Source organism: Gelidibacter sp., from assembly GCF_053579655.1.
This window is the reverse complement of the sequence record NZ_JBMDWE010000032.1, coordinates 1-25,168: the sequence shown is the minus strand read 5'-3', so window position 1 is coordinate 25,168 and position 25,168 is coordinate 1. Positions and strand designations below refer to the sequence as shown.

Below are 25,168 nucleotides of genomic sequence, written 5' to 3'. Positions count from 1 at the left end.
GTTATTTAAGACTTGCCGGTTGCACCCATTTAAACTGATAAGAGTTCTCAGGAACTCTCATACGATCGGCCAAACGTTTCATGCGGTCTGGAAGTTTCATGAGATAGTCTCTTGCTTTTTCGCCGTCGTCTGAAAGATTTTTAATATTTCCTAAGTCCCAACGGTTAACCAGTTTTTCCAAAATGTCCACATAATCAGCAGACGTGTAAACGCCAATACGTTGCGCCGTATTTGAAAATTCCTCAAACGCCGTTCCAATTTTATCTCCGGATTCTCTTAAGAAATGCGCAGGCATGGTAATTTTTTGTTTCATCATCGTTTGAAACGCGACCATCATTTGGTTAGGATCTACGGCAAAAATACGCTCCACAAACTCAGAGTACGCGTGGTGGTGACGCATTTCATCACCAGCAATCATATTACACATTTTAAAGAGTTGTCTGTTGCCTTTCTCCTTCGCGATTTTTGCGACACGATTATGAGAAATATAAGTGGCCAGTTCTTGAAAACTGGTATAAATAAAGTTTTTATAAGGATCTCTGTCGGTGCCGATATCGAACCCATCAGCAATTAAATGTTGCGTCGTGATTTCGATTTCTTTCATGTTGACACGTCCTGATAAATACAAATATTTATTGAGGACATCGCCATGTCTGTTTTCTTCACCCGTCCAATGACGCACCCATTTTCCCCATGAATTTCGTCCTACCTGATCCACACCTTCCACATCCATTAACCAGGATTCGTAGGTAGGTAGTGCTTCTTCAGTGATCATATCGCCTACTAAAACCACCCAAAAATCATAAGGCAATTCTTTCGATAATTCGCGTATTTCCCTGACCTCATCATAAAACGAATCGCTTTCTGAATTCGGAAGAAAATCAGTCGGTTGCCAAATGCTATCAACCGGTATTAAGTATTTTTCAATGAGTGATTCAACGTCTTTCTCGAGATGCTGCATCACTTCCAAACGTATATTTTTTAATGACATCTTAGTTGAAATTTAAGGGTGAATATTTGAGGAAATCGTCTGTTCAACTGTTCGTATTAACTCTTCCATATCTACAAAGGTAGCAATTTTGAGAGGTTGATGTACCGTGAATTTTAAATGATTTCCAATTCCCATCGGAAATTTTCCATAACGCAACATTTTCCAGGAATTGTTAATACTGATAGGAACGATGATGGCTGACGGAGCTTTTTTGATCAAAATTTCTAGACCTTTGGTTTGAAAAGGCTTTGGAATACCGTTTTTACTTCGTGTGCCTTCCGGGAAAATAACGGCGGCATATTTGTTTTTTTCGATATACTCACCAAACTTCATAATGGCTGGTAAGGCTTGCCTCGGATTTTTTCGATCGATCAATACAGATCCGCCATGTCGTAAGTTATAGGAAACACTTGGAATGCCTTTGCCCAACTCTTTTTTTGAAATAAACTTCGGATGATGTTTTCGCATGTACCACGTAATAGGTGAAATGTCGTACATGCTTTGATGATTGGCCACGATGATCAATGGTTGGTCTGTAGGAATATCATAAGGATTGGTAAACGTAAAACGCGTGCCTAAAATATTAAGACAACGCATTAAAAAAAACTGAAGCCAATCTACACTGAGCTTATGGGCTTTATAACCAAAGAGATTTAAGCAAATCCATTGAATGGGATGGAATACAACAAGCGTGATTCCAAAACAAATTAAATATATAACCGTTAGAGGGTAAGCTAATATTTTTCTCATGTTGCAAAAATAATAAAAACTACTTCTAAAAACCTACTAATAGATAGCATTGCACCTATTGTTGCACAATCATGGGAAGACGACAGATTTACGATTGACACTCTCGAAAATCTGCTCAGGTTCTTTATCAAAAGTGCTTTCAATGTTGGTTCATAAGTCTTATTGGAATGATAATTAGATTGAAATATACTTATGAAAAACAGCAGACATTCTTTATGCGGGTGTTTGTAAATTATGTCAGCGTGGAAAAGCTGATCATGAGAGAATTGAGTTGGGCAGTCCCGATTTGCACCATTTTACTGATAGGGTTAGCCTACTTGGTCTCTGAGTTTTTGGACATGCCATTGATGTTATTTAACCGATAAATTAAAAGCGAGTACAAAGCGTCCACATTAATTGCCAGTTAAGGAATTCATGAATCCATCACTTTACCAAGTTTAAAACCGTTTAAAGTCTTGTATAGTTTTCAAATTGGATTAGAATTAGGCGAGTTAGTTTTTAAAATTCTTGACACGAATTTCACTGCTTCTCACCAATTCACTCGCTTCTTAAGACAAATTATTTACTATATATTTCACGAATGCAATACGCTTTTCTGTTGTAGAAGGCAGACCTATTAAAACAAAAAAACCACGATAAACTTACCGTGGTTCTTTAAAAATTCAAAAGTAAAACTTCAAGCGCCGTGCTTCAAGCTTCTAACTTTTCTAACAATACTCGTTATAAGCATCTACTAAGTTTTCTGCAATCAATTCTGCAGGTCTTCCTTCAATGTGGTGGCGCTCTAACATGTGCACCAATTCGCCGTCTTTAAACAACGCCATACTTGGTGAGCTTGGAGGGAACGGTACCATATGTTGTCTTGCTTGATTGACAGCATCTTTGTCAACACCTGCAAAAACCGTTACGATATGGTCAGGATGTTTTGCGTTTTGGAGACTCATTCGTGCACCTGGACGTGCATTTGCTGCCGCACAACCACAAACCGAATTAATGACTAATAATGTTGTTCCTTCTTTTGCAATAGCTGCATCAACTTCTTGAGCGGTATGGAGTTCTTCAAATCCAACTTTGGTCAAGTCTTCTCGCATTGGTTTTACTAATTCTGCTGGATACATATATTTTAATATTAAAAATTAATAATTTGTCCCGAAGTTCAGGACTGCAAAGATACAAAAAAATGAACTTAGGGCGTCCTTTTGCCGTGGTGAGTTTTAATGATGGCATTTGTTTTCTCAATGGAAATTTACATAATAATTAAGGGTATAAAAAGATGAACTATACTATCTTTGAGATTCTAAAAAAAATAGATACATGGGTATTTCAAAATGGGTAGGTGCAGGATTAGGATGGTCTTTTGGAGGGCCAATTGGTGCTATTATTGGATTGGTAATTGGAAGTTTTATTGATTCCCAATCAGGCGATGGCGCGCCACTTTTAGGCGATTGGCAAACGAAACAAAAGAGCCAGCCCACATATAGACGTCAGGCTGAGACGCGTCCACAAACAAAATCTGGTGATTTTGAAGTGAGCCTTTTAATTTTGGCTTCAGTAGTCATTAAGGCTGATGGCCATCAAGACCAACGGGAATTGGATTTTGTACGCCAGCAATTTGTAAATATGTATGGGCAGGAGCGCGCTAATCATGCTTTTCAATTATTTAAAGGCATCAATCAGCAACAAATCCCGGTGCGCCAGGTATGTCTGCAAATTCAGCAAATGATGGATCATGCGTCCCGATTGCAATTGCTTCATTTCCTCTTCGGAATTGCCAAAGCAGATGGAATGGTCATTGAGAGCGAAGTGAATCAAATCCATACCATTTCTGGGTATTTGGGAATTAGTGCACGCGATTTTGAATCCATCAAAGCCATGTTTTATAACAGTAGTGACAACTCTTACAAGATTCTTGAAATCACAAAAGAAGCATCGGTAGAAGAAATAAAAGCCGCTTATCGTAAAATGGCCAAAAAATACCATCCCGATCGTGTGATTCATTTAGGTGAAGAGCATCAAAAAGGTGCGGTTGAGAAATTCCGACAAGTAAAAGATGCATATGAGAAGTTGAAGGCTGAGCGCGGTTTTTAATTTTCCTTGGCATAACTCTTGATGTCGGTTAGGGGTAATTCCAGCCCTTCTGAAAATGAAAAATCTTATTCTTCTCATTACAGTACTTAGTTCAAGTTTTGTAGTTAATTCACAAGTCACAGTTAATGATGTTGCAGGCACCTATGAAAGGAAACTTTCTAACACAAGTCCTCACATTATCAATTACACCTTGAACTTAAATGCAGATGGTACGTTTCATTTTCATTCGTATGATAAAATTCAGCTGGGTACACCAAACAAACCTAGGTCTAATGAGCGAAGTTCTTACGCCAAAGGTACTTGGACGTTGGCTGAAAAAGTAGTCTCTTTTTCTACATCAGCGAGTGACTTTGATGAAAAATTCACGTTAGATTTTGACACTTCCAAAGCACGATTTATAAGTAAACATCCAAGGGATAAATCGGATAAAGTTGTGGAGACCGCACTGCGATTTTATGAATCTCAGATTGATTGGATTCATTCCCTATACATTTTAAAAATAGAATAATGTTTTAACAGCTTCAAATATAGATTTGTCGAAATACTTGCTATTTTATTGCGTAAGACGAGGGTAATCCACTTAAATATTTATTAAATTCGTCAGGTATAAATAAGCGTCAACTCTTTTGTTTATAGAAGCGGAAAGAATGGCGTATAAATCTTCAACATGCAACTTATTCTAAGACCATTTATTTTAAAGTTAAGACACACTTTTACCATTTCAAGAGAATCCCATGATGAGCAACCGTCGTTAGTTGTTGAGCTAACTGAAGACGGTGTTTCTGGTTATGGTGAAGCCACTTCAAATCCGTATTATAAAATTGGAGTTCCAGATATGATGCGAGATTTGGAGCGGTTAGAGCCACTTATTATGGACTCGGCAGGCATGGCGCCAGAGGAATTTTGGGAAAAGATGCGGTCGCAGTTATCTCATAATATGTTTGCCTTGTGTGCATTGGATATCGCTTATAATGATTGGTATGCCCGAAAAGCAGGGCAGAAGTTATATCAACTATGGGCGTATGACATTAGTAGAAATCCATTGACTGATTATACTATTGGCATGGATACCATCGAAAAAATGGTGTCTAAAATGAAAGAAATGCCTTGGCCTATTTATAAGATAAAATTGGGTTCTCATCAAGATATTGCCATTATCACAGAACTTCGTAAACATACCGATGCCATTTTTAGGGTCGATGCCAATTGCGGATGGACTGCTGATGAAACGATTTCGAATGCTATTGCGCTTAAGGAATTAGGTGTTGAATTTATCGAACAACCTTTGCCTGCCGACGATTGGGAAGGTCATAAAAAAGTATTTAAACATTCGGTGTTGCCTATTATTGCTGACGAAAGTTGCCAAGTGGAAGCTGATGTTGATAAATGTTTTAATCATTTCCACGGTGTGAACGTAAAGTTGACCAAATGTGGTGGCTTGACTCCTGCACGACGCATGTTGGTAAAAGCGCGACAATTAGGAATGAAAACTATGGTAGGTTGTATGACCGAATCGACCGTTGGTATTTCGGCCATTGCCCATTTATTACCGCTATTAGATTATGTCGATATGGATGGCGCATTGTTGTTATCAGAAGATATTGCCACTGGTGTAAAAATTGAAGACGGAGCGGTTTTTTATAGTGATCTTAATGGCACTGGGGTTACTTTAATAGATTAGCCAATGACCGTTGAGCAATTTCCGGACAGAACGATTGAAGTTGACGGTAAAGAATATCTCTATTTTGGGGGAACTTCCTATTTGGGAATGGCCACAAATCCAGACTTTCAAAAACTTCTTTATAAGAGTATCAACATTTGGGGGACGGCGTATGGGAGTTCTCGAAACTCCAATATCAAGCTTAGCATTTACGAGAAAGCAGAAGCGTTATTAGCTAAAATAATTGGGGCAGAAGCGGCACTTACGGTTTCTTCAGGGACCTTGGCTGGATCACTTGTCATTGATTATTTGGCCAAAAGCCATGATTACTTTTACCATTATCCCAAAACACATCCTGCAATTTTAAAAAATTCCAGTTTGCCGTTGTTTGTTGACGGCAAATTGCATTCCAGACTAACCGATGACATCGAGGAATCTGTTGTCATTGCTGCAGATACGTTATTATCTTTGGAAGTGCAGCCCACCAATTTTTATTTTCTGGATGCTATTTCGCCAAGTAAGCAAATTACTTTGTTAGTCGATGAATCCCATAGTTTGGGAATTGTTGGCCCACGAGGTGAAGGTGTTTTCGGAACGATTCATCATCCCAATATTGTGCAGAAGATTATGATCAGTTCGCTTACTAAAGCTTATGGCTGTTCGGGAGGTGTTATTGCAGGAGATAAAAAAATCATTGATGTGATTCAGAATGACGCTGTATTTATTTCTGCTTCAGGAATGAATCCTATTTTTTTACAGACCTTTTTTGATGCTCAGGATTTACTTCAAAATCAACTGAATAAATTAAGAGATAATCTTCAATTTCTTCATCATGATACTGTTTTGCCGACGCTATTTAAATACGATCCTGACTATCCAGTAATTTACTGCAATGGCGATGGCATTTTTGATTATCTGAAATCTAAGGACATCATCATCACTAATTTTAAGTATCCCAATTATGATACGATGATGAATCGTATCGTGATTACTGCACATCATACGCCATCTGATTTGGAGCGGCTGAAATCGGCATTGATGCTCTTTCAAAAAGAATCCAAAGACTAAGATTCATGTAGAGACTCGAAGTCATTTTATCTGTTCCCATTTATAGCCTATCTTTAAATATTAATTTTTTGAGTTTTTGATATGAAAATAGCTTCGCAAACCGTTCGTTATTCTTTTTTTGTAATGCTTTCATTGCTTTTTTTGAATTGTAAATCTGCTAAAGTTTCAAAGCATTTAGAAAAATCAATGGATTCCAACTTTTTTGATAATCAGTTTACGGGGTTTATGGTTTATAATCCACGAACCAAGGACACGGTTTTTAATCATAATGGCGAACGCTATTTTACACCTGCCAGTAATACTAAAATCTTCACTCTTTTTACCGGTTTACAGTACTTACCGGAAAATGTCCCTGCATTTAAATATGCAGTTCATCAAGATACTTTGATTGTAGAAGGCACAGGAGATCCGAGTTTTTTGCATCCTTACTTCAAGGATAGTACGGCACTTAATTTTATGAAAAACTACAAATTTGTAAAGTTGGTCACGGATAATTACGCCAATGACAAGTTTGGTCCAGGGTGGGCATGGGAAGATTATGACATGTATTATAGTCCAGAGCGCAGTGCATTTCCGTTGTATGGCAATGTGCTGTCTATTTCTAATGATGAAGGAGATCTCAAAACATATCCTGAATTTTTAGGATCGGAGACGACTTACACGACATTGAATAAACGCAGGGATTTTAACGAGAACAAGTTTTATTATAAAATGACCCGTAAGGATACGATTGAAGTTCCATTTGTTTTGGATACTAGCATGGTCAAAAAACTTTGGAATGATTTGCTTCCGAATAAAGTAGAATTCATACCCTACACCAAAGTAAAGACTGACCAAACGCTCTATAGTATTCCGTCAGATAGTTTGTATAAACGCATGATGTATGTGAGCGATAATTTTCTTGCAGAGCAGATTTTGATTTTGGCATCTTCAACAGTTGCTGACACTTTAGATGCCGATCCGATCAGAAATGCAGTGCTTCAAAATCAACTCAAGTTTTTAAAACAACCTCCTAAATGGCGTGATGGCTCTGGATTGAGCAATTATAATCTTTTTACACCTTTGTCCATTGTTCAAGTTTTGGAAAAACTTTATACTGATATTCCCAGAGAACGTTTGTTCAACTTCTTTCCTATTGGCGGTAAAAGTGGCACTCTGAAAAGTTGGTTTGGAGGCGATAAAGCCCCTTATATTTATGCTAAAACAGGGACTTTAAGCAGTGCTTATTGTTTAAGTGGTTATTTGATTACGAATTCTGGCGAGGTGCTCATTTTCAGTTTTATGAACAATAATTATGTGACCTCTTCTAATGTGGTTAAGCCTGAGATGCAAAAGATGTTAGAATATCTACGTGATAATTATTAGATGAGAGTCTTTCTGTTTTTTTAAGTCTTGATTATTCAGATATATGAGATGTCCTAATTGTTAGAAACAGCATAAAAAGAGATATGATAAACGAATTGTAAGGCACAAACTCTACTCGCTAAATTGTTTATTCAACAGAGGAGTTTAGGATGTTGACGATTTGATTCTTAATTCTTTATTCTTACAGCGCAGCGGTCTTAATTCTTTTTTACTTGTAGAAAATAGCATTCTTAAAATTATTTTTCTTCGTCTTTAGATTGATCAAATATCCATTCACAACGGCGTAATCCACACTGCCATTTTTCTGTAGTACAAAATTTGGATTGTTACCAATATTTACGAAGAAACCTGGAACTTTTTGATCTTTATCCAAAATGTTTATGGGCACAGAAACGTCTTTGTCATGTTGTGAAAATTGGGCTAAACGCACATAAGTGTATCCTTGTTTTAAAAGACTATAGATGTCCATGTCCTCCAAGTCTTTCATGGTTTGGATGGTTTGTGGATATACTTTTCCTTCAAGTAGTCGATAGCCGGTAGCGTCCAAAGTTTCATAGCCATAAAAGGTTGATAAATCGCCTTTTTCGACAATGCTGCCTTGGTTGTAAAACGTATCATGATTTTTATCTTCCACTTCCAAATGGTTGATGCCGATATCCAAAATATAATCCTTTCCTAAAAATTTATGAGTAAAGCGCTCAATTTTTAAATCGAATAACTTGCGATCGTTTTGGGGAATTTTCTCATAATCGGCTATAGCAATGGTTTTATAATTCCCATTAGCAATCGCATAACATGCCGATAAAATGGACACAAAATTGAGTTTTCTAATTTCCTGTTTTTCAACATCATTTTTATAACCACCTGATTCAATCAGAATAGCGCTTGTTCCCCATTTTTGAATATTGTCTCCAAAAGCGCGTGGTTCAAAATCGTCGTTATAACGACCTACTTGACCAGGCGCATATTTTTGGATGATACTGTTCATGAAAACAATTACTTTCATAGCATTGCCACGGACGTCATTGATGTCCTTTTCATAATTGTAGGCAGGTGCCAAGTAAGAGATGGTTGCCGGTTTTGACGTGCGTTCTGCGTTGTAATAGGTACTTTGGTCGTGAAGGTTAAAACCAAAGTCAGCATTCAGACTGTCTCTGATGCGCTTCAAAACTTGTCCTTCAGGAGATTGTAACATGAGCGCATCTCTATTGATATCGATGCCCAAAGCGTTACGTCTGGTAAATATTTCAGCACCATCCGGATTAAGCATCGGCATAAAATGAAGCGTTAATTTGCTCAAAAGTTCTTTCTTTTCGGCTTTAAAATCAGGGCTGTTCAAAAAATTGATAATGTCGAAAATAGCTTGAGTTGCTGTTGGTTCATCGCCATGCATTTGCGACCAAAGAAATACATTTATGGGGCCAGAGCCAACACTAATCAGACTGATCTTTTTGCCTTTGATGCTTTCGCCTGCTTTTTGAACGGTGTACATAGGATTACTCTTGAGCTTGATAATGAGCGGTTGAATATCCTCATGCTTGATGCGGCGTTTATCCAAGCTGGGTTCCTTATATTTTTCGTAGCTATCGTAAAGTTTCGTGGTCATATCATTAACCTGAGCCAATGCAGAAAATGAAATGAAGGCCAGTAAAATGGTAAATATATTTTTCATAAGATCTTATTTCTTTGCTGGTGCTGCTTTTAAATTAAGCTTTTGAGTGCCTTTTTTAACAGCATTCATAAAGTCCTCACCTGGATCGTTTTTTTCTGTGCGATAGCCATCATCCGTTTCCAACCATAACTCGTGATCTTCAAAATTGGTATATTCATAATGACCAATAAGGTACTCGATAGGATACTTTGCGCTTAAATATTTAGCCAACCAAATGTTCGCTTTTATTTGTGCTTTTGTAAGTGGCAAATCTGCCGTTCCTCCTACGTTTTCAACCCCAATAGCGGTGTGATTTAAACCGATTACGTGTCGAGCCATGGTGGTTTCTGGCATTAATCGGTAAATAGTGCCGTCTTGATCCACTAAAAATTGCGAAGACACATTTAAACTGCTTGCCGTGGCAAGATCAGGCCTGCTAGGTAATTGCGAAGGATTAAAAACATCAAAAGTTTGTTGCATGGTTGGGATTACCGTCCAGTGCAATACAATCATTTTGGGAACAATTGTTGGAGTATCCTGAATTAAACCGTGACGTGTCGCAAGATATTCTTTAGTAAGCTGCATGCGCTCTTCGTCAAATATAATGGGTTTATCTACTATTTTTTGTGAAGTGCCACAAGCGAAGAGCATGAGCATGCTCATACAAAATAAGGTGTATTTCATTATCAGATATTTGATGGATATCAAAGTTAACGAATTATTTGTGACAAAAAGATTTGTAAAAACTAACCCCTAAACAAAAAGAAATCTTCTTTCATATCCTCAATTTGCGCGTCTTCATTAGTAATGATATAATTGATGGCCTTGGAGGTAAATTCGTCACCTTTTTTGGTAAGCGACACGATTTTATGATCAATGATAATCATGTTGTTTTTAAGGGCTAAATCTAACACCGTCTTACTTTTTACTTTATGCCAATTGATGTGTTCGTTAAGATGTTTGACATGACGTTCGGATTCTTCATTATGATTTTTAAGATGGAGTAAAAACGTCAAAAGCAACACTTCGATGCGTTGTTGTTTCTCTCGGTAAGTTACGGCGATAAGGCCTTTACTCGGAGCGAATAAATAAATGCTTAAAAACACGATGCCAAGCATGGTTGTGATAGAGCCTGCAATGGAGGCATCCAGCCAATGCGCCATCCAATATCCGGAAATAGCGCTAAAGACTCCGAAAAATATGGCAAATCCGAGCATTTTCTTTAAATCGGTGGTCAGTAAATAGGCACAGGCAGCAGGTGCAATCATGAGTGCCACAACTAAAATGGCACCAACGGCATCAAATGCGCCCACTGTTGTTATAGAAGCCATACTCATCAGTCCGTAATGGATGATTGCGGGTGAAAAACCCAGCGATGCCGATAAGCCAGCATCAAACGTGCTGACTTTTAATTCTTTAAAAAAAGCAATTAAAAGTCCGATTGTAATGGTCAAAATGGCGCCAATAACCCATAAGGATTTTGGGCCGATATCGGTCCCGCCAACCGTAAGTCGGTCAAAGGGTGCAAAGGCCAATTCTCCTAATAATACGGCATCCACGTCTAAATGCACATCATTGGCATTTTTGGCAATCATGATGACTCCAATACTAAATAACGCGGGAAATACCAATCCGATGGCCGTGTCCTCCTTAACCAAGCCTGTTTTTTGGATCTGCTCCACTAATATAACGGTAATAACACCTGTAAGCGCCGCGAGTAAAATAAGTAGAGGCGAGTTGAGGTCTTGGGTGATAAAGAAGCCCACGACAAGCCCTGGTAAGATGGCATGACTAATGGCATCACTGATCATAGCCATTTTCCGGAGCACCAAAAATGTACCAGGAATGGCACAGGCAATGGCTACCAAGCAAGCAATAAGCTGTATTTCTAATTGAGCGCTATGCATCTTTCTTGAAATTTTGATTGTATAAATTGGCCGCGGTTTCAAATCCTTCTTTTGTTAAACTCCACATGCTGCCGTCTAAAGTGACATAGTTTTTATCGACCAACTTTTGAAGGGTTTTACGCGTATAGCCTTGAAAGTTGTTTAATATTTTGATCGTATGCGGGTGCGAGATATCCTCGTGGGTTTCAGCAATATGATACATAAAAGAGAGCGTTTTTTGAAGTTCCAAATCCCTCCTGTTGCTGATCAGACGAATTTGACGAAATAATATCCCTCTACCTGGCGAAAATATAAATGAAAACACGACAAAAACGGACGCTACAATCACAATGACCGGGCCTGTAGAAAGGTTGTTTTGACTGGCGCTGATGGCTGTTCCGAAAACACCTGAAAACGCTCCGAAAATTGCTGCTAAAAACACCATGGTGCCCAAGCTGTTGGTCCATTGACGTGCCGCCGCAGCTGGTGCCAACAACATGGCGCTCATCAGTACGACGCCAACCGTTTGTAGGCCTAAAACGATGGCCAATACAATAAAAGTGGTGATTAAAACATCGATAAATTTGGTGTTAAAGCCTAAGGTTTTGGTGTAATCGGCATCAAAAAGTAAGAGTTTGAATTCTTTCCAAAATAAGAGCATCACAAACAAGCAAATCCCCGTAACGATGGCCATGAGCCAAACATCGCTTTCTACCAAAGTTGCGGCCTGCCCAAATAAATATTTGTCCAATCCTGCTTGATTGGCGTTGGGTTGCTTTTGGATAAAGGTGAGTAAGAGCATTCCAAATCCGAAAAACAAGGAAAGAATAAGGCCTAAGGCGGTATCTGACTTTAAATGGGTTTTGGTAATGATGCCTCTAATCCAGAAAGTTCCTAAAAGGCCGCTGACCAATGCGCCCAAAAGTAAGGTGTTCGTATCTTTTGCGCCAGTTATTAAGAATGCCAAGGCAATCCCTGGAAGTGCAGCATGTGAAATCGCATCGCCCAATAAACTTTGTTTCCGCAATACGGCAAAACTACCGAGCATGCCGGTAACGGCGCCCAAAATGGCGGTGCCGAGGGTGATGGTGCGAAGCGTGTAATCGCTGAATACTAATGAAAAGTAGTCTTGTAAATTCATAACCTATTCCTGCGGAGGCAGGAATCTCTTTTTTATATATTTAAAATTATCGTAACCCTTCCGTCTTTAAGCTTTTAACTAAACTTAAATCCACCTTCCCTTGAAAAAAGGGAATGAATTATGTGTTTATAATGTTTATTATCTCAGACCTTTCAGGTTTTAAAAACCTGAAAGGTCATTATGCGCAGTCCGATTACTGCCGACTGCCAACTGTCGACTTTTTTATTTCTGCACGCTGACCTTATAATTAATGCCATAAGTTTTCGTCAAATTATCATCATTGAAAATGTCCTTAACGGGGCCTGTGGCGATTTTTTTAACGTTCAAAAAGGTAACCCAATCAAAATATTCTGGAACGGTTTGCAAATCGTGATGTACAACGATGACGGTTTTTCCTGCTTTTCGCAATTCTTTTAAAATATTGATGATCGCGATTTCGGTCGTCGCATCGACGCCTTGAAATGGTTCATCCATAAAATAGATGGACGCGTCCTGTACCAAGGCTCTTGCCAAAAAGATACGTTGCTGTTGTCCGCCAGAAAGCTGACTGATTTGTCTGTTTTTAAAAGCGAGCATGCCTACTTTTTCCAAAGCTTCCAATGCTGCTTTTTTTTCTTTCACTCCAGGGCGTTTGATCCAGCCTAGGCTGCCGTAAGTGCCCATCATCACAACATCCAGCGCAATGGTTGGGAAATCCCAATCCACGCTTCCTTTTTGTGGCACATAAGCCACATGCGAACGTTGTTTGTGATAAGGTTTTCCGTAAATGCTAACACTTCCCGCAAGAGGTTTGAGGATGCCTAAAATAGCTTTGATCAAGGTGGACTTCCCTGCGCCATTAGGTCCAACAATGGCCATTAGTACGCCTTCAGGAATTTCAAGGTCGATATCCCAAAGCACAGGCTTGTAGTTGTAAGCCACGGTTAAATCGTCAACTTTTACGGCCAGTACACCTGTTGAAGCAGGAGTCTCATTATTGGGATTATTTTTTTTCATTATCTTTTCATCTCGTTTTACTCTTAGGATTTTAAGCATTTACCGAAGCTTAAAACCCTCTTCCCTTCATTTCGACAAGCGCAATTATCAAGGGGACGAATTATTGCATTTATTTCGAAAATATTGTTACAGACCTCACAGATTTTCCTCCTACGCTGAAGCTCTGGCGGACAAGCAAAGACTTTTGAAGCCTTGCACTGACCTTAGCTGATCGTTTAGCCCTGATAGAAGCGGCATCCTTTTTTGATTTTTCATCAAAAAAGATACAGCGGATAGCAGGAATAGCTTCAAATAATTAAATATATCATTTTATTTGAAACCTTGCAGCTCTGTCAACTGCCACTGAACACTGTGAACTTATTTCAAAGCATTCACAATCGTGTTGACATTGTACTTGAACATGCCAATATAGGTGCCTTCGACCGTGCCGGCATTTCCTAAGGCATCTGAATATAGCGTGCCGCCAATTTCAACTTGATGTTGTTTGGAATTTACCGCGGCCTGAAGTGCTTCAATCGTACGACGCGGCACGGAGCTTTCCACAAAAATGGCTTTGACTTTTTTGTCGATAATAAAATTAGCTAAATTTTGAACATCCTGAACACCTGCTTCGGTGGCGGTTGATAAGCCTTGTAAGCCAACGACTTCAAATCCGTAAGCTTTTCCAAAATAATTGAAGGCATCATGTGCCGTAACCAAAATTCTTTTTTCTTCGGGAAGTTTGCTGATGATGGTTCTGATTTCGGCATCAAGTGCTTTTAATTTTTCAAGATACTTCTTGCCGTTTTCTTCAAAGAAGGCGGCGTTTTCAGGACTTGCTTCGGAGAGTTTTTGAACTACAAAAGTTGTAATGCGTTCCCAGTTGCGGACATCAAACCAAATATGCGGATCATAATTGGAGGCAAAAAGCGCAGAGCTTATCAATGTTTTTTTATCCAATGCATCGGAAACGGCGATGGTTTTAATGTTTTGACGCTCCATTTTTTCAAAAACATCGACGAGCTTACCTTCTAAATGTAATCCGCCATAAAAAATCAAATTAGCCTTTGCCAATTTAGTGACGTCGCCTTCGCTGGCTTTGTATAAATGCGGATCGACGCCACTTCCCATTAGGCCTTCAACGTTGATTTTGTCGCCACCAATCTGGTTTACCAAATCTGTAATCATGGTGGTGGTGGTTACGATGTTGAGTTTGCCGTTACTTGGTGTTGCATCTTTACAAGCTGAAAGGAATGTGAAGGTTAATAGAATTAAAACTATTTTTTTCATGAGTCTAAATATATGTTACGAATTTACGGAAAAAATAGCGAATTTTAATAAAGTTGATACCTCAATCCAAAGAAAACTCTTATACCTTGATTAGGGCCATAGACATAATCGGGGCTGAAGGTAAGGCCGTAAGGATTATCTGGAGTTGCCACAGCATTGCCATTGGTGTCGAAAACGACGTCCTTATCAAAGGGATCGTTTGCTCGGGATATAATAAATGGATTGCCTTTGTTTGGCGTCCAATTGAGTAAGTTTTTTACACCAGCATAGATATCGATGTTTTTAAAGCCATCGTAGGTAAATTGAATATTTTGAATGCTCCAAACTGGTGAGTATTCTTTTCTTGGGTCTAAATCGCTTATAAGTGGCAATCGCATCGGGCCAAATAAATTCCCAGTATAATCTACCGTGATATTGGTGGGATAGTTTTTATACGAAAGCGACCATACACCTGAATATTGTTCGGTGAGCATCTGTTTGATGTTTTCGCCATCGTTGGTTTGTGAGACATCTTGAATGGTTGCGCCAATCGAGCCACGAATTCCACTTGCAAAAACGGCATCCACACTAAAACTGAAACCTCTTGAAACAGAATAACCATCAAGATTGGAATAGATAATTTGGTTGGGATTGGTATCATAATCAGGAATTATGGCATTTGTGAAATAGGTATACCAAGCAGAGGTATCAAAGGTAAATTGCATGCCACCCTTTGTGTAGAGTTTTTTCAAATAGTTTAAAGTGACGTTATAGGATTGTTCCGGGTTTAGTTCTTCTGTAACGATAACATCTCTCGCGCCGGTAATGGCGGCATGTTCTTCGGTAAATAAATTAACCACTCTAAATCCTGTTCCGGCATTTAAACGGATAATGTCGCTATCGGTAGGCTTAAATCTGTAAGCTAAACGTGGTGTAAAAATATTTCCGTGACGGGCATCGTAATCGTAACGCATTCCTACTAATAATTTTTGTTTCGCATCAAGGGTTATTTCATCTTGGACAAAAATAGAAGGGATGGTCACTTCATCAGCGCGTAATGTGGCCGGAGTATTGTCATCATAATAGTTGTAGCGTAAAGCTGTACCGAACAAAAGGTCGTGATTTTGCAACTCTTTATCCCAAATAAATTGACCAAAAGCAATGCGTTGTTGCGCTAAATAAAAGGTGTCGCCATAGGCTGAGTTTTGATCGTGATCGGCGTATGAGAATTGGAAATTCACATGTTCTTCAATAGGCAGTTGGTAATTTCCCAAGACTTCATATCTCGAGGTATAAACACTTTCGCCATAAACTTCGTCGCCACCGCGGTATTTTGAATTCCACTGCATTTCTCCACCCCAACGGTCTTCATAGAAATATCTGGCGGCAATGGAAAGCTGTCTGTTGTTTTCACGTTCAAAACTCCATTTCTGAAAAATGGAAATGCGGTCCTGTAGGGTGAGATCTGTGAAATTATCGTTGTTATTATCAATGGGATTGCTGTAGTTGAAATAATTCGCACCAAATAGCAAATTGGCCTTTTTACCCACCTTGGTTTTAAATCCGGCATCGAGATTTAATTCGCCCCAACCCGTCACAAAAGTATCCGCGAAAAATAGGGGAGCGTTTTCAGGTAATTTTGTAATTACGTTTATTAAGCCACCAACAGCTTCACTTCCATATAAAGAAGAGGCTGGACCTTTAACTATTTCCACTTGTTCTATTAAGGAGTTTGGAATCCCTGAAAGACCATATACCGTTGATAGTCCGCTAACAATAGGCATCCCATCGATAAGCACCAAAGTGTAAGGACCTTCTAAGCCATTAATATGAATATCTCCAGTATTACAGACGTTACAATTAATTTGCGGACGGACGCCATTCACATTTTGAAGGGCTTCAAAGATATTTGATGTTGGATTTTTCTTGAGGAACGTTGAGGTGTAAACTTCAACGGGCACCGGACTTTCTAATCGTGTCACGGCTTTTAGGGTGCCTGTAATGGTGATTTCATTTAAGGACTCGCCACCTTCTAAATTAAAGTTTACAGAAATATTTTTATTTGTGATTTTGATTTCTTTTTTGACGGTGTTAAAACCTGTAAAAGAGGCCACTATTTGATAAGTTCCTGGTGCAACGTTGCTGATGAGATATTTGCCGTTATCATCGGAAGTCGTGCCTTGTATGGTTTTTTCCAAATATACGTTTGCAAATGGAAGCGTTTCGTTATCAGAAGTAACAACGCCCTTTATCTCATAAGTTTGTTGTGCTTGTGAAATAAAAGAAGAAAGAAATAGCAGTATTATTAGTCTCATTGTAATTAATTTTCATGCAAAGTTAAATATATATTTAGATAAGCCTAAATTAATTTTAATGTTTGTTTTATTACAGGACGTAAATCGTGTTTTAGTTGTTTTAAAGCGCAGTGCTTAAGCCGCATGTGATTCATTTTCCGAATTGAATCGCATCTATTTTCATTACTCGAATTAAATGCTTAGCCAAAGCCAAAGAAACTTTTTGTCTAAAAAAAAATTATATTTGTAAACACTATTGTCTGATAGAAGAATCAAGACCACTGCGTTGACAGAACATAGAATATAGACTTGTGTCGTAAAACACTGAAAGCATTGGGTTTAAAACTTAAGGTTCACGCAAATGCGCGTTTTTTATAAGCGTTTGTAATAAAGAATAAAAGAAGTGCATAGTTGAGCAAAGCTTTAAAATCCTATATTTATTGAAGGTCACTCGAAGTACTGCAAGTTAATCGGACATCAATAATTTGTAAATAATATTTATTTGTATGACGCTCGCTGAAGAAAATTATCTCAAAGCCATTTATCATTTAGAAAATCAATCTACCAATGGTGTATCGACTAATGCGCTAGCCGAAGAAATGCAAACCAAAGCCTCTTCTGCTACTGATATGATCAAGAAGTTGGCAGAGAAAAATATGATTTCATATATTCCTTATCAAGGCGTCACGCTTTCAGAGGCAGGTCATGCCTACGCTGTCAAAGTGGTGCGGAAACATCGTCTTTGGGAAGTCTTTTTGTTGGAAAAACTCAACTTTTCATGGGATGAGGTGCACGATGTGGCCGAACAATTAGAACATATTAAATCAGAAAAGTTGACCGATAAGCTCGACGAGTTTTTAGGTTTTCCAAAAACAGATCCGCATGGCGATCCGATTCCGGATAAGCATGGCCATTTTGAAAAAGTGGATAAAACTAGTTTGACCAATGCCGAATTAGGGATGACTTATGTTTGTGTTGGTGTGGATGACAGTTCCAGTGATTTTCTAAAATATTTAGATGGCAATAAGATTAGTTTGGGCACTGTCATTGAAATTCTTCATAAAGAACCTTTCGATAATTCGATGAAAATAAAATTTAACGAGGTCGAATTGGTAGTCTCAGAACATGTCGCAAAAAATTTATTTGTGAGTGCTATTTAATTTCAATTTATCTTCTCAATAGCCAAGTTTGGCGCGTTCAGTTTATGAACTGATGACAATTAAAATGAGTAACTTGAGCGTTTTAATTTAAATCAACTGTTCATGTATCGTTTTTATTCCCTGCTAATTTGTGTTTTTACGTTTCAATTTGTAACTGCACAAACACAAAAACTGCCGTTTCAACCTATGGATGTCTTCGCCTTGGAATGGGCAACCGACCCACAAATTTCGCCTGATGGTAAACAGATTGTTTACAAACGAAATGGGTTTGATATCATGAAGGATAATGCGATCGGGAACCTTTGGATCATCAACGCCGATGGCACATCGCACCGTAAATTGACGTCGAGAGAAGTGAGCGAATCACAAGCTGTTTGGTCGCCAACGGGCGATCGTATTGTGTTTTCAAGCACGACAGACGAAGGCTCAGAAATTTATATGTATTGGATCGCCACTGGACAAATTGCAAGACTTTCTCAATTAGAAAAATCGCCAAGTTCATTAACCTGGTCGCCTGATGGAAAATCGATTGCTTTTACCATGTTTGTTTCAGAAAAACCACCAGTTGTGATTAAAATGCCTGAAAAACCAAAAGGCGCTAAATGGGCGGAACCAGCAAGAATTACCGACCGATTAAAACATGAAGCCGATGGCAGCGGGTATATGGAGCCTGGATTTACGCATGTTTTTGTAATTCCTGCAGATGGTGGCACGGCACGACAATTAACAAGTGGTAATTACAACCACCGTTCAGGATTGTCGTTTAGTCCCAATGGAAAGGATATTTATGTTTCAGGAAATCGCGTTGATGATTGGGAATACCGATTTAGAAACAGCGAAGTTTATAAAGTAAATGTTGATACCAAACAGATCACGGCATTGACTTCACAAGATGGTCCTGATCATTCGCCACAAGTATCTCCTGACGGAAAAACGATTGCCTATTTAGGTTATGAAGATAGATCGCAAGATCATCAAAATACGGTGTTGCAGCTGATGAATGCCGATGGAAGCAATAAACGCATCATTTCATCAGATTTTGACGGCAGTGTTTCTGATATCACTTGGGATGCGAGTGGTAAAGGTCTTTATTTCTTGTACGATATTCATGGTAATACCAAAGTAGGACATATGACTACCTCTGGAAAAATCACGAAATTGGCCGATAATGTGGGCGGCACCACTATTGGAAGGCCTTACGCTTCGGGTTCGTATTCAGTATCTCAAAATGGTACTTTGGTCTATACCCAATCACGACCGGAATATCCTGCGGAATTGGCCGTGGTTGAAAACAAAAAGAAAGCGACTTTAATTACCAATTTAAATGCGGACGTGCTCGATTATCGTGAATTAGGTCAAACAGAAGAAGTTTGGTACAAATCCACTTTTGATGGTAGAGACATTCAAGGTTGGATTGTGAAGCCGCCGTTTTATGACGCTTCAAAAAAATATCCATTATTGGTTGAAAATCATGGTGGTCCGATTTTAAATTATGGCGACCGCTTTACGGCAGAAATCCAGTTGTTCGCTGCAGACGGTTATGTGGTTTTTTATCCAAATCCTCGTGGCAGTACGAGTTATGGCGAAGAATTTGGCAATTTGTTAAAGAACAATTATCCGGGACAGGATTATAACGATGTGATGGATGGCGTGGATTATTTGGTTGAAAAGGGAATCGCTGATAACGACAGATTATTTGTAACAGGAGGAAGTGCAGGAGGCATCATGACCACCTGGATGATTGGTAAAAACCACCGTTTCAAAGCGGCTGCTGTGGTCAAGCCAGTCGTCAATTGGATCAGTAAAACTTTGGTGGCCGATAATTATTTTGGCTATGCGAATTCGCGTTATGAAGGACAGCCTTGGGAGAATTTTGAAACCTATTGGAAATTCTCGCCGCTATCACTGGTCGGAAACATCGAAACACCAACGATGGTTATGGTCGGCATGAATGATTTAAGAACGCCACCAAGTGAGGCCAAGCAGTTGTATCACGCTTTAAAGCTTAGAAAGGTAGAAACGGTTTTGGTGGAAATCCCTGATGCCTATCATAATATTGTCCAAAGACCAAGCAATTTGATCAGTAAGACGGCCCATATTTTGGCTTGGTTTAGGAAGTATAATTAATGTGCTGTTCTAATTGTTGTGAGATAAATTTATCGTAAATGAAATCATTGTGGTCACATATCTAGAAATACGGAGCATTAAATAAAAAAGAGGCTATTTGAAAAAATGGCCTCTTTCGTTTTTAAAGAATTACATTAAGCAATACTGATGTTAAGATTCTTCCCAAGACCTACTTCAATTAGCTTATAATAGGTTGAAACTTGAATGTCGCTCAGACCACGTTCAATGCGCGAAATATAGCTTTTATTCGTTCCTGTTCTTTCGGCAAGTTCCTCTTGGGTTAAGTTAGCTTCTTTTCTCGCTTGTTTTAACATTACGCCAAGACGGAAGGCCAAAGACTCCGCATCGTATTTGTCACGTTTCTCACTGCCTTTCTCGCCGTATTTTTCTTTTAATATGTCTTCGAAGTCAATTATATTTTTCATTTCAAATGTTTGTTTTCTTCTAAATATTCTTTTTTTAATTTTTCCGCAAGTTTTATTTCCTTTCTCGGTGTCTTTTGAGTTTTCTTTTAAAAGCAATTGGTCAGAACTACTAAGTTACCATCGTCAAAAAAGCATAAAATTCGAATACTCTTAAAGGTTGTGATAACTCTAACTTCATAAATTCCGTCGGTGTTTTCAAGAGCCTTAAAGAATTTTTTGAAACCTGACGCTCAAATCGAACTAGGTCTATTACATATAGTATTTTTTCTTGGACGTTATCTTCTTGAGCTCTTAAAAAGTCCATGAAGTATTCACGATATGCAATTAATTTTCTTACCACTCTATAAAGTTAACTAATTAGTCAACAAGTTAGAACTGTTTTTAAGAATAATTAGATAAGGCTTTATGGTTATGCGATTAAAACACCTAGATTTCGATAGTGTTATGTGAGCGGGAATACTCCGTAATTTTTTGAGTCTGGATTTAGCTATTTAAGATAGAAAAACTACCATTAAGAAATGTTTTTAAGCACCTCTTTGTAAGAAGTTCTTTCGCCCTTCTCAAGTTGGCTGATTCCTTTTTTGATTTCAGCTTGTTCTGAAAAAGTTAATTCATTCCAAAAATCAGCTTTTTCGTTATTAATAAAGTCTGTTACCTTCTTTATGAAGTTATCGTTATTGATATTCAAAATTATTTTTACAAGCTCTATTTTTGAGGTTTTGATATCCATTTTGATTTTCTTTTCTCAAATTTACTAAAAATTGCCAATCAAAATGTATTTTCGTGTACGAAGGTTAACTTCTGAATACATTGACTTTAATGGCAATTATCACAATCATGATGATTTCCAAATGCCTTTTTCGATTTTCGTTTTTTCCAAAAGAATTTCTTGATCAAGAAACTTAAGGCAAGTCCTAAGGCTAGAAAGGTTAATATGGTTTGAATGATCTCGTTCATTTTAAATTGTTTTTATCGGTCCTCTCGTCTTCACTAAAGCTACGGATGGGCCAGCAGTCTTCCCTCCTTCGCTAAAGCTACGGACGGGCAGGCAGTTGGCAGCAGTCCTCAGTCTATAGTTTTTTTATCTTTGATAAAGCTACCGATAGTCGAGCTAGTAGCTATTTAGGTAAAAATCTTTGTGAAACTTCGTGCTTCTTTGTGCAACTTTGTGAAATAGCTTTTTTATAGGTCATCCTGAGCGTCCCTGATTAGTGTTGACCGTTGTTAGTTAAATCATTCATTGCCAAAACTATTTTTTTATTCACTCTCTTCCGATTGTAATCAGCGATTATTTATCAGTTTTATTATAGAACGCTGATGACGCTGATCTTGCTGGTTTTCCCTAATTTATTTTGGTTTTTATTTCTACCTATGAACTTTCATTAATCTGTCGTCTAACCGAATGCATTACGGTTCTGCGCCCTCCGTCATCGGTCATCCGTCCTCCAACTACTTCAAAACCTGAAAGGCAATCAATGCTATAATATACGCAAAAGCGGTCATAATTACAAGCTGAAGCACAGGCCATTTCCAAGTATTTGTTTCACGTTGTACAATGGCTAAAGTGCTCATGCACTGCATGGCAAAGGCGTAAAATAGCAACAATGAAATTCCTGAAGCGAACGTGAATAACGGGCCTCCCAACATGGGGTTGAGCTCGCCAGCCATCCTGTTTTTTATGGTTTCTTCGTCATCACTTCCCACGCTGTAAATCGTTGCCAAGGTGCCTACAAATACTTCACGGGCAGCAAAAGAGCTGACAAGGGCAATACCAATTTTCCAATCATAACCTAAAGGTCTAATGGCAGGTTCAATGGCATGGCCGGTAATACCAAGGTAAGAATGTTCTAATTTATAGGAAGCGATGTGTTCATTCAGTTCTTGTTGCGTCAAGTTTTGGTCGGCAAATTCAGTGTTGACCATCTCTTCTGCTTTATTGAAATTCTCGCCAGGGCCGTAGGATGCCAAAAACCAAAGCACGATGGAAATTGCCAGTATGATTTTTCCAGCACCAAAAACGAAGGCTTTTGTTTTTTCTATTACCGTCAAAACCACATTTTTAAGCAGTGGCAGCTTATAATTGGGCATTTCAACTACAAAGAAGGTTTTGCTTTTAATTTTAAGAATCTTGTTTAAAATCATTGCTGATCCCAAAGCGGCTCCAAAACCGATCAAGTATAACAGCATTAGGGTCATGGCTTGGTAGCCCAATCCTAAAAAGCGACCGTCAGGGATAACCAAGGCAATGATGATCAAATACACGGGCAATCTGGCTGAACAGGTGGTAAATGGTGTTACTAAAATCGTAATTAAACGCTCCTTCCAATTTTCAATATTTCGTGTTGCCATAATTGCGGGGATGGCGCAGGCAGTTCCTGAAATTAAAGGGACGACACTTTTTCCACTCAATCCAAATCGGCGCATGCCTCTATCCATCAAAAAGACGACGCGACTCATATAGCCGCTTTCTTCAAGCACGGAAATAAATAAGAATAAAAAGGCGATTTGAGGGATGAAAATCACAATGCCTCCCAATCCGGGGATAATTCCCTCAGCTAATAAGTTCGTAAAAACACCTGGAGGTAAGGCGTTTTTGGTCCATTCGCTGAGCCATGCAAATCCGGCATCAATTAAGTCCATGGGGACGTTGGACCAATCGTAGATCGCTTGAAAAATGGTCAATAATATGACAAAGAAAATCACGTAGCCCCAAACTTTATGGGTTAAAACACGATCCAGTTTAATGCGTAAATCCTTGGCGGTGCTCAAATCGATGGTTTGTCCCTGCTTAAGGGTGTCGTTTATAAACTGATAACGTTTAATAGTCTCTTTTTGCTGGAGACGCTTTAAATCGGCTTTGGATTTGGTCTTGAAATTAGCGACATCTTCAATTTCATTTCTTTCGGTTTTGCCAAAATTCACATCTTGGGTAATGACCAACCAAAGTTTGTACAATAACTGATTTGGGAAAGCTTCACGCAAATTGTCAAAATAGTCCTTGTCAATTTCAGAAGCGTTCATGCAAGGTTTTGTTGACAAATCCCTATAATTAGAAATCAATTCTTTTAATTCAACAATTCCATTATTTTTTCTGGTGCTGACCAAGGCGATTTTCGTGTTTAGACGTTCTTCCAAATGCGGAATGTCCAAAGAAATGCCCTTGTATTGCATTCTGTCGGCCATATTGATGACCAAAATTGCAGGGATTTCTAAATCTTTGATTTGTGTAAAAAGCAGTAAGTTGCGTTTTAGGTTTTCAACATCACTGACGACCACGGCAACATCTGGGAAATCTTTGTCGTTTTTATTTAAAAGCAATTCGATGACCACATTCTCATCCAAAGAAGAGGCGTTCAGACTGTACGTTCCTGGTAAATCAAGAATATGTGCTTTTACGCCACGAGGGAGTTTGCAGAGACCTTCCTTTTTTTCAACGGTAATTCCTGGGTAGTTTCCTACTTTTTGGTTCAATCCGGTAAGCGCATTAAAAACAGAGGTTTTACCTGTGTTAGGATTTCCTATTAAGGCAACATTTATTTGTTTGCTCATTTATAAAATCTCTATTAAAATGTGAAGCGCAGTTTCTTTTCTGATCGCCAAATGAGTGCCATTGATGTTGAGGTACATGGGATCTGAGAAATAGGCGACTTGAACAAGTTCCACATAATTGCCAGGTAAACAGCCCATTTCGAGTAGTTTTAATGGGATGTAAATGGATGAAACGTCAGTAATAATACCGCGTTGCCCTTTTTTTAAATCTGCGACGGTTGCTTGCAAGCTTATTTAGATTGATTTTAAAGAAGCAAAAGTAAGCGAAAAAAGTTTTAGGTTCAAGAGTTTTGAATTTTAATCAATACCAATTGTTTGTTAAATATTCAGTCTCAGTCTCAGTCTCAGTCTCAGTCTCGGTCTCGGTCTCAGTCTCAGTCTCAGTCTCAGTCTCAGTCTCAGTTGCAGTCTCAGTCGCAGTCGCAGTCACAGCTGTGGTCATTGCCGCAATTTCCCGCATTTGCTAAGGCTACGGACGGAATTAGGGTTTCAAGTTTCTGTTGTTTCGAATTTCTGTTGTTTTGGGCTTTAATCAATAATTGTTTGTTGAATATTCAGTCAAAGTCACAGTCAAAGTCGCAGTCAAAGTCGCAGTCAAAGTCGCAGTTGCAGTCACGGTCGCAATCGCAGTCGCAGTTGTGGTCATTGCTGCAATTTCGCGCCTTCGTTGAGGCTACGGACGGAATTAGGGTTTCAAGTTTCTGTTGTTTCGAGTTTCTGTTGTTTTGGGCTTTAATCAATAATTGTTTGTTGAATATTCAGTCAAAGT

Annotated in this window: 24 protein-coding genes; 8 read left to right on the top strand and 16 right to left on the bottom strand. The window is 38.7% G+C overall.

Features of this window, described 5'->3' with window-relative positions:
- Nucleotide 1 precedes the first annotated feature (1 nt).
- Both ACOH2D_RS14570 and ACOH2D_RS14565 read right to left on the bottom strand, forming a co-directional pair.
- Nucleotides 2-991: an acyl-ACP desaturase gene (locus ACOH2D_RS14570; RefSeq protein ID WP_449535660.1), complete on the bottom strand. Its 990-nt coding sequence runs from the start codon at nucleotides 989-991 to the stop codon at nucleotides 2-4.
- A gap of 12 nt (nucleotides 992-1,003) precedes the next feature.
- Entirely contained in the window at nucleotides 1,004-1,741 is a 738-nt protein-coding gene (locus tag ACOH2D_RS14565; protein WP_348037527.1) for a lysophospholipid acyltransferase family protein, read from the bottom strand.
- 167 nt (nucleotides 1,742-1,908) lie between these two features.
- Between ACOH2D_RS14565 and ACOH2D_RS14560 the strand changes: the two genes are divergently transcribed.
- Nucleotides 1,909-2,106 (top strand): hypothetical protein, encoded by a 198-nt coding sequence (locus ACOH2D_RS14560; protein ID WP_449535659.1) that lies wholly within the window; start codon nucleotides 1,909-1,911, stop codon nucleotides 2,104-2,106.
- Between the two features lie 342 nt (nucleotides 2,107-2,448).
- Here ACOH2D_RS14560 and ACOH2D_RS14555 read toward each other — a convergent pair whose 3' ends face one another.
- Nucleotides 2,449-2,859, bottom strand: coding sequence for a BrxA/BrxB family bacilliredoxin (locus ACOH2D_RS14555; RefSeq protein WP_348037525.1), 411 nt, complete (start codon nucleotides 2,857-2,859; stop codon nucleotides 2,449-2,451).
- A 196-nt stretch (nucleotides 2,860-3,055) separates the two neighbouring features.
- On the opposite strand from ACOH2D_RS14555, the gene ACOH2D_RS14550 reads away from it, so the two are divergent.
- The 5 genes from ACOH2D_RS14550 (at nucleotide 3,056) to ACOH2D_RS14530 (ending at nucleotide 7,922) form a co-directional block, all read left to right on the top strand.
- A complete protein-coding gene (locus ACOH2D_RS14550) occupies nucleotides 3,056-3,829 on the top strand; it encodes a TerB family tellurite resistance protein (protein ID WP_449535658.1) in 774 nt (257 codons plus the stop codon).
- Nucleotides 3,830-3,884: 55 nt separating this feature from the next.
- Nucleotides 3,885-4,337, top strand: coding sequence for a hypothetical protein (locus ACOH2D_RS14545; protein ID WP_348062726.1), 453 nt, complete (start codon nucleotides 3,885-3,887; stop codon nucleotides 4,335-4,337).
- Nucleotides 4,338-4,496: 159 nt separating this feature from the next.
- Complete coding sequence (locus ACOH2D_RS14540; RefSeq protein ID WP_449535657.1) at nucleotides 4,497-5,510, top strand: dipeptide epimerase; 1,014 nt, start codon at nucleotides 4,497-4,499, stop codon at nucleotides 5,508-5,510.
- Nucleotides 5,511-5,513: 3 nt separating this feature from the next.
- On the top strand, nucleotides 5,514-6,557 hold the full coding sequence (locus ACOH2D_RS14535) for an aminotransferase class I/II-fold pyridoxal phosphate-dependent enzyme (protein ID WP_449535656.1): 1,044 nt from the start codon (nucleotides 5,514-5,516) through the stop codon (nucleotides 6,555-6,557).
- A gap of 186 nt (nucleotides 6,558-6,743) precedes the next feature.
- Nucleotides 6,744-7,922 carry a D-alanyl-D-alanine carboxypeptidase gene (locus tag ACOH2D_RS14530; protein WP_449535655.1) on the top strand — a complete coding sequence of 393 codons (1,179 nt, stop codon included), beginning with the start codon at nucleotides 6,744-6,746 and terminating at the stop codon, nucleotides 7,920-7,922.
- A 208-nt stretch (nucleotides 7,923-8,130) separates the two neighbouring features.
- Here ACOH2D_RS14530 and ACOH2D_RS14525 read toward each other — a convergent pair whose 3' ends face one another.
- The 7 genes from ACOH2D_RS14525 to ACOH2D_RS14495 form a co-directional block, all read right to left on the bottom strand.
- A complete protein-coding gene (locus tag ACOH2D_RS14525; protein WP_449535654.1) occupies nucleotides 8,131-9,594 on the bottom strand; it encodes a M14 family metallopeptidase in 1,464 nt (487 codons plus the stop codon).
- Nucleotides 9,595-9,600: 6 nt separating this feature from the next.
- Nucleotides 9,601-10,257: an N-acetylmuramoyl-L-alanine amidase gene (locus ACOH2D_RS14520; protein ID WP_348037429.1), complete on the bottom strand. Its 657-nt coding sequence runs from the start codon at nucleotides 10,255-10,257 to the stop codon at nucleotides 9,601-9,603.
- 62 nt (nucleotides 10,258-10,319) lie between these two features.
- Nucleotides 10,320-11,480 (bottom strand): metal ABC transporter permease, encoded by a 1,161-nt coding sequence (locus ACOH2D_RS14515; protein ID WP_348037431.1) that lies wholly within the window; start codon nucleotides 11,478-11,480, stop codon nucleotides 10,320-10,322.
- Nucleotides 11,473-12,600, bottom strand: coding sequence for a metal ABC transporter permease (locus tag ACOH2D_RS14510; protein ID WP_348037433.1), 1,128 nt, complete (start codon nucleotides 12,598-12,600; stop codon nucleotides 11,473-11,475). The genes ACOH2D_RS14515 and ACOH2D_RS14510 overlap by 8 nt, the downstream gene beginning before the upstream one ends.
- 222 nt (nucleotides 12,601-12,822) lie before the next feature.
- The gene (locus ACOH2D_RS14505) at nucleotides 12,823-13,596 is read right to left on the bottom strand and encodes a metal ABC transporter ATP-binding protein (protein WP_348037435.1); all 774 of its coding nucleotides are present in this window, start codon (nucleotides 13,594-13,596) and stop codon (nucleotides 12,823-12,825) included.
- Between the two features lie 357 nt (nucleotides 13,597-13,953).
- Nucleotides 13,954-14,865: a metal ABC transporter solute-binding protein, Zn/Mn family gene (locus tag ACOH2D_RS14500; RefSeq protein WP_449535653.1), complete on the bottom strand. Its 912-nt coding sequence runs from the start codon at nucleotides 14,863-14,865 to the stop codon at nucleotides 13,954-13,956.
- Between the two features lie 44 nt (nucleotides 14,866-14,909).
- A complete protein-coding gene (locus ACOH2D_RS14495; RefSeq protein ID WP_449535652.1) occupies nucleotides 14,910-17,159 on the bottom strand; it encodes a TonB-dependent receptor in 2,250 nt (749 codons plus the stop codon).
- A gap of 485 nt (nucleotides 17,160-17,644) precedes the next feature.
- Between ACOH2D_RS14495 and ACOH2D_RS14490 the strand changes: the two genes are divergently transcribed.
- Complete coding sequence (locus ACOH2D_RS14490; protein WP_449535651.1) at nucleotides 17,645-18,298, top strand: metal-dependent transcriptional regulator; 654 nt, start codon at nucleotides 17,645-17,647, stop codon at nucleotides 18,296-18,298.
- A gap of 102 nt (nucleotides 18,299-18,400) precedes the next feature.
- On the top strand, nucleotides 18,401-20,425 hold the full coding sequence (locus tag ACOH2D_RS14485) for a S9 family peptidase (RefSeq protein WP_449535650.1): 2,025 nt from the start codon (nucleotides 18,401-18,403) through the stop codon (nucleotides 20,423-20,425).
- A 134-nt stretch (nucleotides 20,426-20,559) separates the two neighbouring features.
- On the opposite strand, the gene ACOH2D_RS14480 is transcribed toward ACOH2D_RS14485, so the two are convergent.
- The 6 genes from ACOH2D_RS14480 to ACOH2D_RS14455 all read right to left on the bottom strand — a co-directional run bounded on the left by ACOH2D_RS14480 (nucleotide 20,560) and on the right by ACOH2D_RS14455 (nucleotide 24,627).
- Nucleotides 20,560-20,946, bottom strand: a complete 387-nt coding sequence (locus ACOH2D_RS14480; RefSeq protein WP_348036648.1) for a helix-turn-helix domain-containing protein — start codon at nucleotides 20,944-20,946, stop codon at nucleotides 20,560-20,562.
- Complete coding sequence (locus ACOH2D_RS14475) at nucleotides 20,937-21,014, bottom strand: hypothetical protein (protein WP_348036653.1); 78 nt, start codon at nucleotides 21,012-21,014, stop codon at nucleotides 20,937-20,939. Before ACOH2D_RS14475 ends, ACOH2D_RS14480 begins: the two co-directional genes overlap by 10 nt.
- A gap of 347 nt (nucleotides 21,015-21,361) precedes the next feature.
- The gene (locus ACOH2D_RS14470; RefSeq protein WP_348036647.1) at nucleotides 21,362-21,580 is read right to left on the bottom strand and encodes a hypothetical protein; all 219 of its coding nucleotides are present in this window, start codon (nucleotides 21,578-21,580) and stop codon (nucleotides 21,362-21,364) included.
- 86 nt (nucleotides 21,581-21,666) lie between these two features.
- Nucleotides 21,667-21,807, bottom strand: coding sequence for a FeoB-associated Cys-rich membrane protein (locus ACOH2D_RS14465; RefSeq protein WP_348036646.1), 141 nt, complete (start codon nucleotides 21,805-21,807; stop codon nucleotides 21,667-21,669).
- 492 nt (nucleotides 21,808-22,299) lie between these two features.
- Nucleotides 22,300-24,399 (bottom strand): ferrous iron transport protein B, encoded by a 2,100-nt coding sequence (gene feoB, locus ACOH2D_RS14460; RefSeq protein WP_348036645.1) that lies wholly within the window; start codon nucleotides 24,397-24,399, stop codon nucleotides 22,300-22,302.
- Nucleotides 24,400-24,627 (bottom strand): FeoA family protein, encoded by a 228-nt coding sequence (locus ACOH2D_RS14455; RefSeq protein ID WP_348036644.1) that lies wholly within the window; start codon nucleotides 24,625-24,627, stop codon nucleotides 24,400-24,402. It abuts the gene before it with no gap.
- Between the last annotated feature and the right edge of the window lie 541 nt (nucleotides 24,628-25,168).

Excerpts from the sequence above, each read along its gene's own strand:
- ACOH2D_RS14570 (WP_449535660.1), bottom strand. The coding sequence starts at position 991 with ATGTCATTAAAAAATATACGTTTGGAAGTGATGCAGCATCTCGAGAAA.
- ACOH2D_RS14565 (WP_348037527.1), bottom strand. The coding sequence starts at position 1,741 with ATGAGAAAAATATTAGCTTACCCTCTAACGGTTATATATTTAATTTGT.
- ACOH2D_RS14560 (WP_449535659.1), top strand. The coding sequence starts at position 1,909 with ATGATAATTAGATTGAAATATACTTATGAAAAACAGCAGACATTCTTT.
- ACOH2D_RS14555 (WP_348037525.1), bottom strand. The coding sequence starts at position 2,859 with ATGTATCCAGCAGAATTAGTAAAACCAATGCGAGAAGACTTGACCAAA.
- ACOH2D_RS14550 (WP_449535658.1), top strand. The coding sequence starts at position 3,056 with ATGGGTATTTCAAAATGGGTAGGTGCAGGATTAGGATGGTCTTTTGGA.
- ACOH2D_RS14545 (WP_348062726.1), top strand. The coding sequence starts at position 3,885 with ATGAAAAATCTTATTCTTCTCATTACAGTACTTAGTTCAAGTTTTGTA.
- ACOH2D_RS14540 (WP_449535657.1), top strand. The coding sequence starts at position 4,497 with ATGCAACTTATTCTAAGACCATTTATTTTAAAGTTAAGACACACTTTT.
- ACOH2D_RS14535 (WP_449535656.1), top strand. The coding sequence starts at position 5,514 with ATGACCGTTGAGCAATTTCCGGACAGAACGATTGAAGTTGACGGTAAA.
- ACOH2D_RS14530 (WP_449535655.1), top strand. The coding sequence starts at position 6,744 with ATGGATTCCAACTTTTTTGATAATCAGTTTACGGGGTTTATGGTTTAT.
- ACOH2D_RS14525 (WP_449535654.1), bottom strand. The coding sequence starts at position 9,594 with ATGAAAAATATATTTACCATTTTACTGGCCTTCATTTCATTTTCTGCA.
- ACOH2D_RS14520 (WP_348037429.1), bottom strand. The coding sequence starts at position 10,257 with ATGAAATACACCTTATTTTGTATGAGCATGCTCATGCTCTTCGCTTGT.
- ACOH2D_RS14515 (WP_348037431.1), bottom strand. The coding sequence starts at position 11,480 with ATGCATAGCGCTCAATTAGAAATACAGCTTATTGCTTGCTTGGTAGCC.
- ACOH2D_RS14510 (WP_348037433.1), bottom strand. The coding sequence starts at position 12,600 with ATGAATTTACAAGACTACTTTTCATTAGTATTCAGCGATTACACGCTT.
- ACOH2D_RS14505 (WP_348037435.1), bottom strand. The coding sequence starts at position 13,596 with ATGAAAAAAAATAATCCCAATAATGAGACTCCTGCTTCAACAGGTGTA.
- ACOH2D_RS14500 (WP_449535653.1), bottom strand. The coding sequence starts at position 14,865 with ATGAAAAAAATAGTTTTAATTCTATTAACCTTCACATTCCTTTCAGCT.
- ACOH2D_RS14495 (WP_449535652.1), bottom strand. The coding sequence starts at position 17,159 with ATGAGACTAATAATACTGCTATTTCTTTCTTCTTTTATTTCACAAGCA.
- ACOH2D_RS14490 (WP_449535651.1), top strand. The coding sequence starts at position 17,645 with ATGACGCTCGCTGAAGAAAATTATCTCAAAGCCATTTATCATTTAGAA.
- ACOH2D_RS14485 (WP_449535650.1), top strand. The coding sequence starts at position 18,401 with ATGTATCGTTTTTATTCCCTGCTAATTTGTGTTTTTACGTTTCAATTT.
- ACOH2D_RS14470 (WP_348036647.1), bottom strand. The coding sequence starts at position 21,580 with ATGGATATCAAAACCTCAAAAATAGAGCTTGTAAAAATAATTTTGAAT.
- ACOH2D_RS14465 (WP_348036646.1), bottom strand. The coding sequence starts at position 21,807 with ATGAACGAGATCATTCAAACCATATTAACCTTTCTAGCCTTAGGACTT.
- feoB (WP_348036645.1), bottom strand. The coding sequence starts at position 24,399 with ATGAGCAAACAAATAAATGTTGCCTTAATAGGAAATCCTAACACAGGT.